The sequence below is a fragment of the Acinetobacter sp. 24-47-47 genome (assembly GCF_057737035.1).
The window spans coordinates 1,762,576-1,779,824 of sequence record NZ_CM173216.1; the positions used below are offsets into that span (position 1 = coordinate 1,762,576).

The window sequence follows — 17,249 nt, forward strand, 5'->3', positions numbered from 1 at the left end:
TGCGATAACAAACTGTCCAAAAGATGCGGAGACTATCCAGAGACTGCTGATTCTTTACACAAAGAATTTGCATAAATGGATATCGAATTTAATTATTCAATGAACGAAATTGAGTCGTTGGTTATAATATTGGTTCGACTCATTTATCTTTTGCTAAAAATAGATCTTATAATCGATTTACGCATTTTTTCTCATGCTAAGCTTGAGCAGTACTTCTTCGTTTCAAAATTTAACTACAGGTTTTTTTCAAAGATGACTTTAGATCAATCCAATATCGATCTTTCAACATTGACGCCAATGATGCAGCAATATATGACGGTGAAATTACAGCACCCGCATTCGTTAATGTTCTATCGTATGGGTGATTTCTACGAGTTATTTTTTGACGATGCGCATAAAGCCGCCAAAATTTTAGGGATTACGTTAACCCACCGTGGTAAAGCGAATGGACAACCGATACCAATGGCTGGAGTTCCGTATCATGCAGCAGAAGGATACTTAGCGCGTTTAGTTAAAAAAGGTGAAACCGTTGTTATTTGTGAACAACTTGGGGAAGTCACTGGTAAAGGACCTGTTGAACGTGGTGTAGTCAGAATTATTACACCGGGTACATTGACAGACGACGCATTGCTGAATGCCCATCAGAGTTCAAATTTAGTATCCATCTGTATTAAATCTGATGAAATTGGTATCGCCCTATTAGATCTCAGTGCAGGTATTTTTAAAGTCCAACAACAAAGTTTTCAAGCTGAACAACTTCCTCTGGAACTTGCGCGTCTTATGCCAAGTGAACTTTTGATTGATGAGGATTTCAAGCATCCAGAAGTGGTTGAACAGATCAAGCAAATTCTTGATTGTCCCGTTACAAAACGCCCAAACGTAGACTTCAATCTGAATAATGCGCAAAAAACTTTATGTGATCAATTCGCCGTAAGTACTTTATCTGGTTTTGGAATTGAACATCTTGAGTTGGCGAAAGCAGCTGCGGCAGCTTTAATTCATTATGCCAAAGATACCCAAAAGACGGCATTGCCACATATTCGTTCAATTCGACTTGAACAAAGCTCCGACTTTATTGCACTTGATCCTGTGACGCGACGAAATCTAGAGATTATTGATCCTTTGTTTGAGCATGGCACTTCATTATTTGATTTAACCAACCAATGCCAAACGGCTATGGGTAGCCGACTGCTTAGTCGAACGTTAATGCAACCGATTCGTGATACTGCGTTGTTGGATCAGCGTCTAAATGCGATACAAACCATATTATCTGGCTATCATGAAGCTCCAATTCGTCTGGTATTAAAAGAAATCAGTGATATCGAACGCGTACTCAGCCGTGTGGCATTAGGAAGTGCGCGACCACGTGATTTAGTGCAACTACGTCAAGCATGTGCTCAGATCCCGTATTTACGCCATGCATTAGCACCAATGACCTCAACACCGCAATCCGCTTTAATCAATCAACTGAATGAGGAATTGGGTGACTTTAATGGTTTACATCATCGCCTCATGTCAGCCATTGTGGAAAACCCACCTGTTCTACTCAGAGATGGTAATGTCATTGCAAATGGTTTTGATCATGAATTGGATGAACTTCGTCAAATACGCGATCATGCAGGACAATTTTTAATTGATTTAGAAATCAAAGAAAGAGAAACAACAGGTATAAACACACTAAAAATCGGTTATAACCGAGTGAGTGGCTACTATATTGAATTAACCAGAGCGCAAGCAGAACAAGCTCCTGCCCATTATATTCGTCGTCAAACATTAAAAAATGCTGAACGTTATATCACCCCTGAATTGAAGTCTTTCGAAGATAAAGTGCTTTCAAGCGAATCACGTGCATTGGCTCGTGAAAAACTTTTGTTTGAAATGTTATTGGATGAATTACGTCAAGATATCGCCAATCTTCAAATGATGGCGAGCGCTATTGCTCAACTGGATGTTCTTACAAACTTCGCACATCTATCAAGATTATATAATTGGAATCGTCCGGAATTTAGCCCTGAAATTGGAATACACATTCAAGCAGGACGCCATCCCGTTGTTGAATCACTGATTAAAACGCCTTACACCCCAAATGATACTTATCTAGATGTGCAGCATCGTATGTCGATTATCACAGGCCCAAATATGGGTGGTAAATCTACATTCATGCGTCAGACGGCGTTAATTACGCTATTGGCATATTGCGGTAGTTTCGTTCCAGCGAAATCTGCAAAATTGGGACCTATTGATCGGATCTTTACGCGTATCGGTTCAGCAGACGATCTTTCTTCTGGCAAATCTACATTTATGGTGGAAATGACGGAAACTTCTCAAATTTTACATCATGCCACTCAACAATCTTTGGTATTGATGGACGAAGTAGGTCGTGGCACAAGCACTTATGATGGTTTGTCATTAGCTTGGGCGTGTGTTCTTGATTTGACGCATCGCATTAAATGTTTATGTCTTTTTGCAACGCACTATTTTGAATTAACAGAATTAGGCATGGATCCGTGTATTGATAATTATCATGTCACTGCGCAAGAAGTGAATGGTCATCTCATCTTATTGCATAAGGTTCAAAAAGGTCCTGCAAGTCAGAGTCATGGTTTACAGGTCGCTAAACTAGCAGGTATTCCTCAAAACGTGATTAAAGAGGCTCAAGCTAAACTTAAAAAACTGGAGAAACTCCAACTGCAAACTCAACCTGTGCAAAAAGATCTGTTCTCTCAAGATTTATTTTCAAATAGTGAACCTGTAGAAAAAATTATTGAAGTTGAAAATGTGGTTGAAATTCATCAACCTTCTCAAGTTGAACAACTTCTTTCAGAAATTATTGTAGATGACTTAAGTCCAAGACAGGCTTTAGACCAACTCTACCAACTCAAACAATTACTCCAAAAATCTTAGTTCAAGCACACTCAATCAATAAGCCAGCGATCTGCTGGCTTTTTTTAATCACGATTTTTGAAATCAGAGGCAGAATGCCTGAGAATTTGCAAATTAGTACGATCTCATCATAAATATTATTGATTTAGTAGCATCCCCTATATTAAATATCAAGAAAAGGAATTGTTAGTTTCGTTCAATTTGCCTAAAATACAGCATTCGTTATTAGAACCATATTTTTTAGGTAGCTGACGCCATGACCTTTGTTGTCACTGAAAATTGTATTAAATGTAAGTATCAAGACTGCGTAGAAGTTTGCCCAGTTGACTGTTTCTATGAAGGTCCAAACTTTCTAGTCATTAATCCAGATGAGTGTATTGACTGCGCGTTATGTGAGCCTGAATGCCCTGCAAATGCCATTTTCTCGGAAGATGAACTACCTGAAGGTCAAGAAGTCTTTATCGAACTCAATGCTGAACTTGCAGAAAAATGGCCAAACATTACGCAGATTGGTGATCAACCAGCTGACCGTGAAGAATGGAATGGCAAACCAAATAAATTGCAATATTTAGAAAAATAATCCAATGAGAGATCAGCTTCGGCTGATCTTTTTTATACCCAATTGGTACATTTATTTGCAATTTATACGCATTCTTGATAATCAATTAGCATAAAATAGAAACTTATTTGCTTTAGTAAAATTTATTTATAATGAAATTAATTTTGAAGGGCTTGTGCTCAATCAGTGCAATATCGTTGATATTGATTGGATGTACGTCCTCCCCTCAAAAAGGACGAACAATCGTCACCAATGATGGTCAACGCATATATATTCCACAAGAAAAAATAACCTATGAACGTCCAGCGCGACCAAAAGTCATGCCGAATTCTTATCGTGTTTGGCTGATGCAAGGTAATAACCAAGCTCAAGCACGAGAATATGAACAATACTTAGAACGTAATAATGTTGGCAATATTATCCCAAGTTTTGAACTCTTTAAATCAGCACGTGCTTGGCAAAAATGTGGTAAATCTGAATATATGGTTCCGAACCGTGAGTTATGGTCGAATCAGTTACCGACACTGAAGGTATTTAAATATCTCGTTGCAGCAAGGATTTTAACTGATTTTGAGGTTACATCTGTATATCGTGACCTTCCATTAAATCAGTGTGCTGGTGGCGCAGGTTCGTCTCGACACTTGTATAACTCAGCCATTGATTTCAGAATCGGTCCTGAATTTCCTCAGGCTGAAGATTATGCCTTCATCGAAAATTCTAAATTTAAATTGTGCCAATTTTGGCAAAATTATGGTCAAAGCTTAAATATGGGCTTAGGTTTGTATGCGACTGGTCAAATACATATTGATACTCAAGGTTACCGAACTTGGGGACCCGATCTGACTCGAAATACATCTTTATGCCATTACTAATATTAGATGATCACATTTAATTAAGAGGTCTTTGACCTCTTTTTTTTTGACTGATTTTTCAGCATCAAAGCATCAGAAATTTGCACATTCATTCGAAACGATTACAATGCACTGAACTCCCTACAGGTACTCAGTTATGCAACAACAATGGTCAGATATTGATGCTTATATTGAATCTCATCTGATGCCAGAAGATCCAATTTTAACTCAGACTCTACAAAATACAGCTGATAAGGGTTTTCCTGACCATCTAGCAGTTGCTGCTAACCAAGGCATGTTATTACAAATGTTGATTCAAATGAATCAGTGTAAGCGTGTGTTAGAGCTTGGAACCTTTGCGGCTTATAGCACCATGTGGCTAGCAAGAGCTCTTCCTGAGGATGGATATATTCTGACGATCGAGGGTCGTGATACACATGCAGCACTCGGTCAAGAAAATATCGACAATGCGAAATTAAAGCAAACGGTTGAATTAAAAGTTGGTCGCGCTGCGGATATTCTCAAATCTTTACCTGAAAATTTTGAGCCATTTGACTTTATATTTATTGATGCTGATAAACAAAGTTACCCAGAGTATTTAGAACTATCACTTAAATTTTCACGCTCAGGTACCATTATTTTTTTAGATAATGTGATTCGCGCTGGTGATATTTTGGATGAAAAAAATGTCAAACCAAGCATCGAAGGTATTCGTGAAATGTACCGCCTTATGCAGAATCATCCTAGACTATTGTCGAGTACAGCCTTACAAACCGTCGGCAGTAAAGGACATGATGGTTTTGCACTGGCGATTGTCAAATAAATCTTAATACTAGTCATTAGTATCACTTAAAGGAGTATTCATCAATTTGAATACTCCTTTTTCTTGCACTAGAGCCCTGAAAAAGTTATCCCCGATTCCTGTTTGTATTCCTGTGGATAAAAATAAAATATTATGGCAAACACCTGATTTTCATAAACTTTAATCAAAAGATTATAAAATAATCAAACCATAAAACCCTACTGTTCTAAAAATTTATCCACCTTCTACCAGTAAAGTTGACCGAATATTTATCAAGTAAAATTAATCAAAACTGACTGATCATTTCGCAACCAACAATGGAACGACTGAATTTCTAAATATATTGGTCGTAATACTGCCCAAGAAAAATTGTTTTACTTTACTGCGACTATAAGCGCCTAGCACAATTAATTGAATTTGATGTTGTTGCTGATAATCTAAAATATTCTCAGCGACATCTCCAAAACGGTATTCAACAACCACATCCAATCCAGCTTCACGTAAATACTGAGCTGGGATATCAAGAATTTCAGGATGATCACCCACATAAAGCAAATGACACTGAAGTGTTCTTAATAAATCACTTTTAGCAACACGATGCATCATCTCTTTACAAGTCTGAGAATCTTCATAGGCGAAAATAAAACGTGTTGGTGGCTTAAAGGTTTCACCAACAGTTAGAACCGTACAACGAGCACCACGAATAAAATTCTCTACATTACTCCCTAAGCTTTTGTGTTTTTCCGCGGAGCGCTCACCCACTCGACCAATAATCGCAATGTCATTTTCATTTAAAACATTGAAACTCTGTTCGAGGAAATCGCCTTTTTCTTGAATTTTTATCGGCGTAATACCATATTTTTCTTCAATCACTTCTGAAATATGTGAAAGAAGATTATTACTATAATCTAAGGCTAATTCGCTTTGTTTTTGTTCTAATTCCGCGAGTTCTTTTAAGAGCATCGCATTACTTTCAAATCCAATCACACCACTAATTTCACCCAGATGATAACTTGCAGGATAGTAATCTAAAACCTGTAAAAGGACTAACTCACGTTTAGTTCGATCCGCAATCCAGGCTGCTGCTTCAGCTAAGGCATGAATACATGGGGATGAATCAATACACGCAATTACACGGTTCATGATTGCCTCACTTTGACATGATGTCTGATTGTTCTTTTCTTTAAACTATCATAGCTTTCGGGCAAATGAACATGGTTTATGTAATTTAATTCGATCTTTCGCGTTACGAATTATTCACGCATTCGTATAAATTGAGCTGGATTGCCTACAACAACTTCTCTTGTCTGAATATCCTTAGTAACCATACTATTCATACCTACAATCGCCTGTTCATGTATGGTCACGCCATCTTTAACACCTACATGTGCCCCCAACCAAACATCGCGATGAATCTCAATGCCTTTTGAGCGTATTGCTTGCTGGTAAATAGGTTGATCTAAACTCATGCCATGATCAAATGCATAAAGATGACAATAAGCTGCGATTCGTACTTGGTCATGAATTTTAATCCCAACGCGTCCACCATCTAAAATACAATGATGATTAATGGCGACTTCAGACCCAATTTCTAGAGGACCATGCAAGGTACAATCCGCGGCTATAAAAGTATTATCCCCAATAATAATCTTTCGACCACGCTCAGCAAAAATATGGGCTAAAGGAGAAATAAAACAATTTTTTCCAATTTCAACAGTCTCCATATCCATTAAATAGGCTTGATAATCTTTTTGCCAAGCTTCTGCCCAATCACGATGCTTTGCCTTGAGTGACCAATATAACCAAGGCATGTAATTCAAACGATGTTTATGCTGTTCTCGGTACTTGAGTAAAGGATCATGTTGCGTCACGTTCGACATCCTCTATATTCAATTGTTCACGTCCACGAGTCACATCTTGGATTTTCAGTTTAAACGGCTCAATTTCATGAATTTGCATACGTGCAGAAATCAATACTCCAGAGTCAACATATTCTTCAATATATTCAATTTTTTGTTGATTTAACTCATATTGAAAAATAGACCATTCATTAAATTGGCATTTAAAATTTACAGTTTTCTTTTCGATGAGTTCAATTTTTTCGACTTGTAATAAACATTGCCCAGCAACACCTCCGTATGCTCGTACCAAGCCTCCAGTTCCGAGTTTGATACCACCATACCAGCGGTTCACCAATACAATAATATTAGTCAACTCATTCCCTTCAATCGTTGCGAGTATGGGTCTTCCAGCTGTTCCTGAAGGTTCTCCATCATCATTAAAACGGACTTGATGCCCAATTTTCCATGCCCAGCATTGATGGGTCGTCGAGGCATCAAAGTACTGGTTTAAAAATTCTTTTACATCCTGTTCATTTTCCACAGGTGCGGTGATCGCCTGAAAACGGCTTTTCTTAATATCCTCTTCATAGATATAAGTCTGAGCAAGAGTAAATGGCATGGTAAATCACAACGATTGAACTCACATACATTATGCGTGATTCAATCATATTAAAAAACCCAATCAAAAGATCATTGATTGGGTTTTAAACAGACTGAAAAATAAAGATTATCGTTCGCGTAACGCTTCTTTCGCCTTATTGAATGGCTTCAACAGGTATTCAAGAATCGTTTTTTGACCTGTCTTGATATCGACCGTTGATACCATACCCGGGGTGATTGGGAATGCTTGCCCAGCTTTGTTATAAAGCTTGTCTGAATCAGTACGAATATACACACGATAATAGAATTGATCTTGTTTAACTTCATCACGAAGCGTATCAGGAGAAATGACTGTTACCTCTCCTTTCAAGCCACCATAGATTGAATAATCGTAAGCAGTGATTTTAACTAAAGCTTCCTGTCCAGGATGAATAAATGCAATATCACGCGGTGAAATTCGCGCCTCAATTAAAAGTTGTTCATCCAAAGGGACAATGGTCATCAACTTACCATTCTGAGGAATAACACCACCCAAAGTCATCACATCAATTTCTTTCACTACACCGCGGACTGGTGCTTTAAAGATTGTACGATTCAGACTATCCGATTTACCTTTGATTACTTGTTGTTGAGTTTCGACATCAGTGCTCGCCTTGGATAACTCTTCACGTGCCTGAACATAGTACTGATTACGAATATCGTTAATTTGGTTGGTTAATTCATTTGCTTGACGTTTTAAACGTAAAACCTCAACCTCACTCGCAGCACCTTTGGCAACAAGCGGTTCTGTCATTCTCAATTCTTGTTGAACTAACGTAAGTGCTTGAGTTAGGCCAGCAATAGACTCTTCCATATTGGCACGTCTAGAACGATAAAGCTGAGTTTCTTCAGCAACCAATTTTGGAATTTTTTGAACTGATTCTGGAAATACCAGTGGACCGCCATTCACTTCCGCACGTAAACGCGCAGCTGTTGCTTGCGATGACAGTAGTAAAGATTCTGATTCACCCACATTTGAAGCAAATCGTGTCGGATCAAGTTGAGCAAGGGTTTGCCCTTTTTCAACAATATCACCTTCTTTAACTTCAAGTTTGGTTAGAATCCCGCCCTCTAAAGATTGAATCACTTGTTCTTTAGAAGTTGGAACCACTTTACCTGTACCATTAGAAACTTCTTCAAGTTTGAAAATAGCTGCCCAAATAATGAGTGCAAGCAAACCCAGACCAATAATCCAAATCGTAATACTGACCTTCGGTAATGGTGGCTCTAACTGAGACACTTTTAATGAACGTTGTTGTTTTAATTCTTCGCTCATGATTTAGCCCCTGAATTTGCTTGTTGCTGGCCAGAATTATTTAAAATTTGATCACGTGGGCCATCCATAACGATACGACCATCATTCACCACAATAATACGATCCACTAACTCTAATACTGCACGGCGGTGGGTTGCCACAACCAATGTGCGATGTCCAAGCCAGTTCTTCATATGATCAATTAATTGTTTTTCAGATACATCATCAATCGCAGCTGTAGGTTCATCTAACAACAGAATATTTGGCTGACAAATGAGGAGTCTTGACAATAAAAGTGCCTGACGTTGTCCACCTGAGAAGCCTACACCACCTTCTAAAATAATATGATCTAGTCCCTCCTTCTTTTCTTGAATGAAGTTGAGTGCACCGGTTACTGCAAGTGCTTTTAATAAATCATCATCTGTAGCTAATGGTGCACCTAACGTTAAGTTTTCTCTGACTGTACCAAAGAATAGGTGCGCATTTTGATTCAACAAACCTACGTCACGACGAACGTCCGATGGATCTAACAAGGTAATATCAATATTATCTAATTGAACCTTACCTTGAACTGCAGTTTGCATACCTGAAAGTAATTGAAGAATGGTCGATTTACCTGCACCGTTACGTCCAAGAATCGCTATTTTTTCACCTGGTTTAATTTCAAGTTTAGGAATAACGATACTTGGTTTAGGATCTTCTTCGCCGTATTTAAAGACCACACCATTTAATTCATAATGACCATCGAGTACTGATCGCTGAATCAATTGTGAACGCTCAGGATGGTCAACCTGTTTACTCATTAATTCATCAAGACTTTCTTTCGCTGTTTTAGCTTGCTGATAACGACCAAGAACACCTGTAACCTGTGCAATTGGCGCTAACATACGTGATGATAGAATCGAACATGCCACCAACGCACCGGTGGTCATTTCTCCATCCATTACCGCAAAACAACCCACCAACACCACAATTGCAAAAGTCAACCCCTGTAATTTTTGAGTCCAAAGATTCAATACGCCTACAATTTTACGTTGTTTCATGCTGATAGAAGCTGAAACATCATTCATGTGATTCCACTGATTTTGAAAGCGAGACTCTGCACGTAGCAGTTTAATATCTTCAATACCTTGAACAGCTTCAACGAGAATCGCATTACGTATTGATGACTCACGCATACCCTCTTTAGCCAATTGCGCTAATTTTTTTTGCGCCAAAAGCCCTGGAATAATCATCAGCGGCACAACCACCAAAATTACCCAGAAAAGATTGCCACCAATAAGCCAAAAAATACCAAGAAACAGAAAGAAGAATGGTAAATCAGCAAAGGCGGTAATTGTTGTAGATGTTACAAGCTCACGCACACCTTCTAGTTCACGAATTTGTGAAATAAACGTTCCCGTGGATTTAGATCGTTCACTATTTTTAATACGTAAAGCATGACCAAAGACCCGATCCGAGACTCTTAAATCCGCACGCTTACCAATCATATCTGAAAGAATTAATCGTGAGTATTTCAATGCGAATTCAAAGATTGCAGCAAGTAATACACCACCTGCCAATACCCACAAGGTTGGAATAGATTGTGCTGGAATAACGCGGTCATACACATTCATCGAGAAGACGATTGTCGCGAGTGCTAATACGTTTGCAAGCAATGATGCAAACATAATATCGATATAGCGTTTCCAATCGCGTAATACAATTTCCCAAAACCAATTTTTTTCGTACGGTTTAATGTATTCGTCAATACGCGCATCAGGTACTGAGGTTTCTGGTCTTAAAATATAGACTGAGTCGATGACATCTAATAATGTATCTACTGAAAATGTCTGTGCTAACCCTTCATCACCGCTCAGTTGAACACTTGCGTTACCTTGTGAATCTGCACGATCAATGACGCCAACTTGCCCATCTTTAAATCCGACCAATACCGGTAAACGCCACGGATTTAAAATATCGGGGCTAAAATCCACCTTACGGACATGCAAACCTACTTGGCGTGTCATAATTGCCAAGATGTCATCGACTGACTGGTTCTGATTCCAATTTAGTTCTAAGCGAATACGTTCAGCAGAGGTTTCAATTCGATAATGACGTGCAACCGTCAGGACACCTTGTAACCATGGTTGATAATTTATTCTTGTATTCATGGTTTCAATTCTACCCCTTGAATGGTCAAATTATTAAGTTGATATACATCGCGGCTCTTACCAGAAGCGGCAATATATTGAACTAAGTTTTCATAAATATCATAACGTGCCGTTTCAATATCTGAATTTGAACGGTGAATCGCTTGCTCAGCATTTAAAAGATCAACAGCTGTACGAGTGCCAAGTTTATATTGTTCTTGATATAACTCTTTCGTTCTGACTGATGTCGCTTGTTGATCAATCAATACTTTCATTTGTCGCTGTTTATTTTCTACTTGCTCTTGAGCACGACGTATTTCATCAATTGTTTCTAAATAAACTGCATTTACTTTTGCTTTAGCAGCTTCTTCTGCAAACGATGCCGCACGACTACGTGAACTAATTGCACCACCTTGGAAGAAAGTACTATTTGCTTCAAGCATAATAGAGCTATCTGTTCCATCGTCTTGATTGTTATTCGGATTACGTCCGTTGACTGCTTGACTTAATGTACCTTTAACATTTAACGTAGGATAACGACTCAATTGAGTTTGTTTTTTTTCCAATTCTGCAACATCAACTTCAGCTTTGGCAGCCATCATTTTCGGAATTTCGTTAAACTTTGGCTCTGAATAAATATCTGAAGCCTTAATTAAACTCTCAGGAATTTCCCAGTTATATTTTGATATATCTGTTCCCATCAAAGTTCTAAGACGTTGTTTAAATACATTGAGCTGTGTTTCTTGCAGAATTAAATTTGATTGTGCAGATTCATAATATGATTGCGCTTGAATTGGATCGGCCTGACTGCTGATACCTGCCTCTGCACGTAAATTAGCAATTTCTCGGATTCGTGATATACCAGCAATTTGCTCACGTGCAATACGTGTAATTTCTTCATATCGCTTAATATTCACAATGGCAGAAGCCACTTCAAGAGCAATTTGGTCAATTGTGACAAGAACTTGAGCTTGGCTAAACTGTAACTTGGCTTCTTCTGTACTAACTAGTGATTTTTGTTTACCAAAGTCAAAAAGTAGTTGCGTCGCATTGACATTAAATAATTGACGCCCTCTTTCTCCTGAAGTCATATCTCCAGTTGAAACACCTGCACTCAACTGTGGGTAATAACCTGCTTTAGCAACATCAATAAATGCATTTTGTGATGCGAGTGAAGAAACACTTTGTGTCACTTCAGGATGTCTCGCTACTGCGATCTTGATCGCATCGTATAAGCTTAACGTTTGTTTATCAGCCGTCCCATTCACAAGTGGCATCATAGATACTGGAGCACTTGGCGAAGCTTGTGTCGTGATCACAGGCAATTGTTCGACCTGTTTAGGATCAAAGCTAAAATCACTCAGTTCATTTAACTTAACTTGTCTAAAGTCATCATCAGCTTTAGGTTTAAAAAACTGATCCATATTTGATTTTAATGCAGTTAAACTGAATTTTTTCTTTTCTTGCGGTTCAGCATTCACCGTATTGTATTTTTGTTCGGATACGACTTGATCAGCTTTAGGCTTAATATTTACAACTGGCTTAATCGACTGCAATTGTTCAGATATTTTCGCTTTCTGCTCTATTGGTTTTGAATAAACGATTGTAGGTTTATTTACAGCCAAAGCACTAGTCGGTTGCTGAACGATCAAGTTTGGACGCTCAATTACATTCTGTGTTTCTGACTTATTATGAGAACCTGATTTAAAAGGCCAAAAAGCTTTGGCTTTAGATACAAGACTTTGACGATGCTCAACTTGCGCTACTGTTGAAGGTGGAGCTTGTAGCAAGTTGTTTTGGCTGTTAATTTGTTGATCATTAACAATCTTCGGTTTTGGTGTACTAGACACTTTCAATGAAGATTCACTCACCGATTTTTGTAAAGACGGTGTCAAAACTTTTGTATTTGATACATTGCCAGCAGCTTGGTGATGACCCTCATCCAGCTTAGTTTTATCTTTGCCTATATTCCCAATAAATGTAAAGAGTTTACTTTTTGGTTTTTCTGTTTTGTCTTCTGAAACCGATGTTTCATTTTCTAGTAATTTTGCGTGTTGCGCCTCAATTAAAGATTCTGTTAGTTCATTTTGGATCTTTGGTTTAAGCGGTTTTAAAACCTGACGAGTGTCTTTAGTAGCGGGTTGTACAGTAGATGAAATAGTAGGTTTTAGAACATTTGGCGCTGAAGCCTCTTCAATATCCTGCTTTACCTTTGGCAGCAATACTTTTGGTTCAGATGCCGCTTTTTCACGCTTAACAAATGCAAAGAAAGATTTCTTTTGAGTCTTTTCCTTCGACTCATTCTGAGACTTCGAATTAGATAAAGGTATAGTGTTAACTTGAGCAATTTCATTTTCGACTATGTCGTCTAAATCAGGAACTTGTTCAATAACTTTAGGAACAAGAACCTGTTCTTTCACTTGCTCTTTCGAGATTTTGGATTTCGATTGGAATAATTTAAAACGTGGCTTTTCAAGCTGTTCAGGTATATCTTCAACAGTCTTTTTTTCCAAACTAAAATTGATTTTGGGTTTTTGTAATTCTGCTGATAGTGCACGTTGGGTATCGTCAATTGCTAGAGGAGCGATTGCATCTTCAGCATGTACTTGTGTCGCACATAAACTGATCGCAAACAGCGTGATATACCCCATATCCTTCTGACTTAATTGATGTTTAGCCACTTGTAATCTCTATTAAAAAGTGTGAACTACGTCACATAAAATCAATCGTATTCTACAATGATTTTTATATTATTTCTGCGTCAATTGTAAACTTACGATTTGTTTGAGTTAATTTACAGTCTAAATATCTATAAAACAACATTATTTTATAGATATCACACTATTTTTTTAAACTGTGAAATCATCACCTAAATAAACTTTACGGACAGTTTCATCCATAAGTACTTGATCTGGGGTCCCTTCTGCAATGACGGATCCTTCACTAACTATATAAGCATGCTCACAAATCGCGAGCGTTTCGCGAACGTTATGATCTGTAATAAGCACACCTATTCCTCGTTCTTTTAAATTGCGAATGATATCTTTGATATCACCTACAGAAATTGGATCTACCCCAGCAAAAGGCTCATCAAGGAGCATAAACTTAGGATCGGCGGCTAATGCTCGAGCGATTTCAGCACGGCGACGTTCCCCCCCTGACACACTCATCCCCAAAGAATCTTTAATATGTGTAATTTTAAAATCTTCTAATAACTCTTGAAGTCTCTCTTTACGTTGTTGCTTATTAAGATCCTTCCGCGTTTCAAGAATCGCCATAATATTATCTGAAATACTCAATTTACGAAAAATTGAAGCTTCTTGTGGCAAATAACCAATTCCATGACGAGCACGCTCATGCATTGCAAGGTCCGAAAGATCAAGATTATCTAAGTGAATTTCACCTTTATCCATTCGAACCAGTCCGACTACCATGTAAAAGCTTGTCGTTTTTCCCGCCCCGTTCGGTCCAAGCAAACCAACAATTTGACCACTCTGCATGCTAAATGAAACATCTTTCACCACCCAGCGTTTACTATAAACTTTGGCAAGATGTTTAATTTTTAATGTTTGGATTGGTGATTCATCGACGCTCATTAATCACGTACTCCAGAGAATGATTTTGAGGCAGAAGGTGGAATGATAATTTGTACGCGACCTTTTGAACTACCCGTTTCACTACTGCCACCGCCTACAACTTCGATATCACCCTTATTCATACTATAACGCAAAGTGTTCCCACGAATACTTGCGCCATCTTGATACAAATATGCATTACCCGACAAAGTAATAATGCCTGTATCTGCGTTATATACAATTTTAGAGGCTTCACCACGTGCAATGCCACGTTTAGACTCTAATTGCTGTTGGAACTTTGCAGGAGAACCTGACGCATTTACTGAGCTAATTTGGCGATTGGCATTGAGATTAGCAACTATAGAGGCTGCATTTAACTTAAAAGTACCTTGTTCAACTGAAACATTCCCCACATAGGTCGTTATACCTGTTTTGTCATTATAGGTCGCACGATCAGCTAAAAGCATGATGGGTTGATTACGATCACTGGGCAATGCAAATGCCATAACAGAAATAGAACTGAGTGCCACCATTGCTATTGCTTTAAGCATTTTCGAACCTGATAAATAAGAAGGTTTAGTTTGGTGCATACTTTCCTCGAATATTTTTAAAATCGTACTGACCTTCATTCAAATCTGCTTCTAAGCCTTGGCTGACAAAATCTGCATTTGGTGTTTGTACAGTAACTTGCTCAGATGTTTCAAGCTTTCTTGTTTTTGGATATCCTGTAAGCGCATCGGTTCGAAAAACCATTTTGCCCATTTCTCCTTGCTTGGTTGCAACAACATCTCCAGATAACACAATCTTCTCATTGTCATTGAAACCATGTGCTTGTTTAGCATAAAACGTAGCGTCTTCTACATTATCAGTAAACATGCTGGCATTTAAATTCTGCAAGCTTGATGTTTTCTGTTTCATATCTTGATTCAGTTCATCCACTGTAGCCTTAACATAAAGCATGCCTTTTTCATCAGTTTGCAAAAGATTAATATTCTTTGCCGAATATGTCATCGATTGAGCGGATGAACCCTCTAATTTTTTCCCTTTACCACTGTAATAATAATAGCCGCCACTTATAGCAGCGACGATAACAGCAGTAATGTATAAAACTTTAGTATCCATAAATCATCAACTATATTCAGCGTTCATATCAACTGCGTATTAATGCGTTACAGCCAAATATTTTTCAAGAAGTTCATGGTAAACCCCTTTTGACAACAATAACATGTCACAAATTTCACGCACAGCGCCACGACCACCATAAGCTTGGGTTACAAGGTCTGCACGACGACGAACCTCAACATGACCATTTGGCACTGTTACTTTCATTCCCGCAATCGCAAAAGCAGATAAATCTGGCCAATCATCACCCATATACAAGCAATCTTCTGGTTTTAAACCCAGTTGCGTACAAGCTTGCTGTAAGGCAGTCCCTTTGTCTTCACGCCCCTGATAAACTAAGTCTACACCTAGATCACTCATACGCTTTGTCACAATATTGCTTTGGCGACCGGTAATAATGACAACTTTAATTCCAGCTTGCTGAACAAGTTTCATCCCAAGTCCATCACGAATATCAAATGACTTAATTTCATCACCTGAGTTCGTCAACGTTACAAAACCATCACTTAGAATACCATCTACATCCAAAACCAATGCTTCGATATGTCGTGCTTGTTCTAACAATACATAAGATGCCATGAATTAATTTACCCCAGCTTGAATTAAATCGTGCATGCTAATCACACCAATCACTTGTTTGGCATCGTTGACTACTACAAATTGATTGATTTTTTTAGCATTCATTTGCTCTAGCGCTTCAACCGCTCTTGCTTCTTGTGAAATGGTTAGAGGATTTTCAATCATAACCTTTGATACAGCAAGATTAACATCAAAACCTTGTTGCTTATCAATGAGACGTCGCAAGTCGCCATCGGTAAATATACCTAACAGAACATCATTTTCATCCACAATTGTGGTTAATCCGAGACGTTTGTTTGATATTTCGTATAAAACTTTATTCATTGGTGTATCAGGTGAAACTTTTGGTAGAGAGTCACCCACGTGCATCAGATGTTTAACATGCAACAGTAATCGCTTACCGAGTGCACCAGCTGGATGCGACATGGCAAAATCATTTGCAGTAAATCCACGCGCTTCAAGTAAAGCAACAGCCAAAGCATCACCTAAAGCTAAAGTCGCTGTGGTGCTTGAAGTTGGTGCCAAACCTAATGGGCATGCCTCTTGAATATGACCAAGTGTAAGCGCAACATCAGCGTTCTGTGGCATTGGTCCACGGTCATCACCTGAAATTGTTATCAATGGCACACCCAAATGTTTGATGAGTGGCATTAACATCATGATTTCATCACTTTTACCAGAGTTCGAAATCGCGATCAGCACATCTCCACGCACTAACATCCCGAGATCACCATGACCAGCTTCACCTGGATGCATAAAGAAAGACGGAGTTCCTGTTGATGCAAATGTTGCAGCCATTTTTCGACCGATATGACCAGATTTCCCCATACCAGTGACCACTAAACGACCTTGACACTGTAGGATAATTTGACATGCTTGGGAAAAACGATCATCAATCTGACTGGATAGTACCGATAAAGCTTGACGCTCAATCTCTAAGGTTTCCTTTGCAACCTTTTGAAAATCAATTAGATATGTAGTATTTTCAGAATTCAAATCTGGGCACCTTGA

The 17,249-nt window shown here is 38.4% G+C and carries 15 protein-coding genes; 4 read left to right on the forward strand and 11 right to left on the reverse strand.

All coding sequences use genetic code 11. The features are described from left to right. The first annotated feature begins 252 nt into the window (after window positions 1-252). The 4 genes from mutS to AC1M9E_RS08290 all read left to right on the forward strand — a co-directional run bounded on the left by mutS (window position 253) and on the right by AC1M9E_RS08290 (window position 5,116). On the forward strand, window positions 253-2,904 hold the full coding sequence (gene mutS / locus AC1M9E_RS08275) for a DNA mismatch repair protein MutS (protein ID WP_488224672.1): 2,652 nt from the start codon (window positions 253-255) through the stop codon (window positions 2,902-2,904). A 235-nt stretch (window positions 2,905-3,139) separates the two neighbouring features. Then, the gene (fdxA, locus tag AC1M9E_RS08280; RefSeq protein WP_035266386.1) at window positions 3,140-3,463 is read left to right on the forward strand and encodes a ferredoxin FdxA; all 324 of its coding nucleotides are present in this window, start codon (window positions 3,140-3,142) and stop codon (window positions 3,461-3,463) included. A gap of 131 nt (window positions 3,464-3,594) precedes the next feature. Further along, on the forward strand, window positions 3,595-4,314 hold the full coding sequence (locus AC1M9E_RS08285; protein WP_035266384.1) for a D-Ala-D-Ala carboxypeptidase family metallohydrolase: 720 nt from the start codon (window positions 3,595-3,597) through the stop codon (window positions 4,312-4,314). 136 nt (window positions 4,315-4,450) lie between these two features. After that, window positions 4,451-5,116 carry an O-methyltransferase gene (locus tag AC1M9E_RS08290; RefSeq protein WP_035266381.1) on the forward strand — a complete coding sequence of 222 codons (666 nt, stop codon included), beginning with the start codon at window positions 4,451-4,453 and terminating at the stop codon, window positions 5,114-5,116. Window positions 5,117-5,395: 279 nt separating this feature from the next. Here AC1M9E_RS08290 and AC1M9E_RS08295 read toward each other — a convergent pair whose 3' ends face one another. From AC1M9E_RS08295 to AC1M9E_RS08345, 11 genes are all read right to left on the reverse strand, one after another. Further along, window positions 5,396-6,238, reverse strand: coding sequence for a universal stress protein (locus AC1M9E_RS08295; RefSeq protein WP_035266378.1), 843 nt, complete (start codon window positions 6,236-6,238; stop codon window positions 5,396-5,398). A gap of 110 nt (window positions 6,239-6,348) precedes the next feature. Further along, the gene (locus AC1M9E_RS08300) at window positions 6,349-6,966 is read right to left on the reverse strand and encodes an acyltransferase (RefSeq protein ID WP_481608080.1); all 618 of its coding nucleotides are present in this window, start codon (window positions 6,964-6,966) and stop codon (window positions 6,349-6,351) included. Continuing rightward, window positions 6,953-7,555 (reverse strand): IMPACT family protein, encoded by a 603-nt coding sequence (locus AC1M9E_RS08305; RefSeq protein WP_481608054.1) that lies wholly within the window; start codon window positions 7,553-7,555, stop codon window positions 6,953-6,955. Before AC1M9E_RS08305 ends, AC1M9E_RS08300 begins: the two co-directional genes overlap by 14 nt. A gap of 108 nt (window positions 7,556-7,663) precedes the next feature. Beyond that, on the reverse strand, window positions 7,664-8,851 hold the full coding sequence (locus AC1M9E_RS08310; protein WP_035266373.1) for an HlyD family type I secretion periplasmic adaptor subunit: 1,188 nt from the start codon (window positions 8,849-8,851) through the stop codon (window positions 7,664-7,666). Next, the gene (locus AC1M9E_RS08315; protein WP_488224673.1) at window positions 8,848-10,983 is read right to left on the reverse strand and encodes a type I secretion system permease/ATPase; all 2,136 of its coding nucleotides are present in this window, start codon (window positions 10,981-10,983) and stop codon (window positions 8,848-8,850) included. Before AC1M9E_RS08315 ends, AC1M9E_RS08310 begins: the two co-directional genes overlap by 4 nt. After that, window positions 10,980-12,386, reverse strand: a complete 1,407-nt coding sequence (locus AC1M9E_RS08320) for a TolC family outer membrane protein (protein WP_481596411.1) — start codon at window positions 12,384-12,386, stop codon at window positions 10,980-10,982. Before AC1M9E_RS08320 ends, AC1M9E_RS08315 begins: the two co-directional genes overlap by 4 nt. A 1,425-nt stretch (window positions 12,387-13,811) precedes the next feature. Further along, entirely contained in the window at window positions 13,812-14,558 is a 747-nt protein-coding gene (gene lptB, locus AC1M9E_RS08325) for an LPS export ABC transporter ATP-binding protein (protein WP_481587670.1), read from the reverse strand. After that, window positions 14,558-15,088 (reverse strand): lipopolysaccharide transport periplasmic protein LptA, encoded by a 531-nt coding sequence (gene lptA, locus AC1M9E_RS08330; protein WP_481593707.1) that lies wholly within the window; start codon window positions 15,086-15,088, stop codon window positions 14,558-14,560. The genes lptB and lptA overlap by 1 nt, the downstream gene beginning before the upstream one ends. A gap of 25 nt (window positions 15,089-15,113) precedes the next feature. Then, window positions 15,114-15,659: an LPS export ABC transporter periplasmic protein LptC gene (lptC, locus tag AC1M9E_RS08335; protein WP_481593664.1), complete on the reverse strand. Its 546-nt coding sequence runs from the start codon at window positions 15,657-15,659 to the stop codon at window positions 15,114-15,116. 39 nt (window positions 15,660-15,698) lie between these two features. Beyond that, window positions 15,699-16,238, reverse strand: a complete 540-nt coding sequence (locus tag AC1M9E_RS08340) for a KdsC family phosphatase (protein ID WP_179999563.1) — start codon at window positions 16,236-16,238, stop codon at window positions 15,699-15,701. A gap of 3 nt (window positions 16,239-16,241) precedes the next feature. Continuing rightward, entirely contained in the window at window positions 16,242-17,207 is a 966-nt protein-coding gene (locus tag AC1M9E_RS08345; RefSeq protein WP_481596412.1) for a KpsF/GutQ family sugar-phosphate isomerase, read from the reverse strand. Window positions 17,208-17,249: the final 42 nt, after the last annotated feature.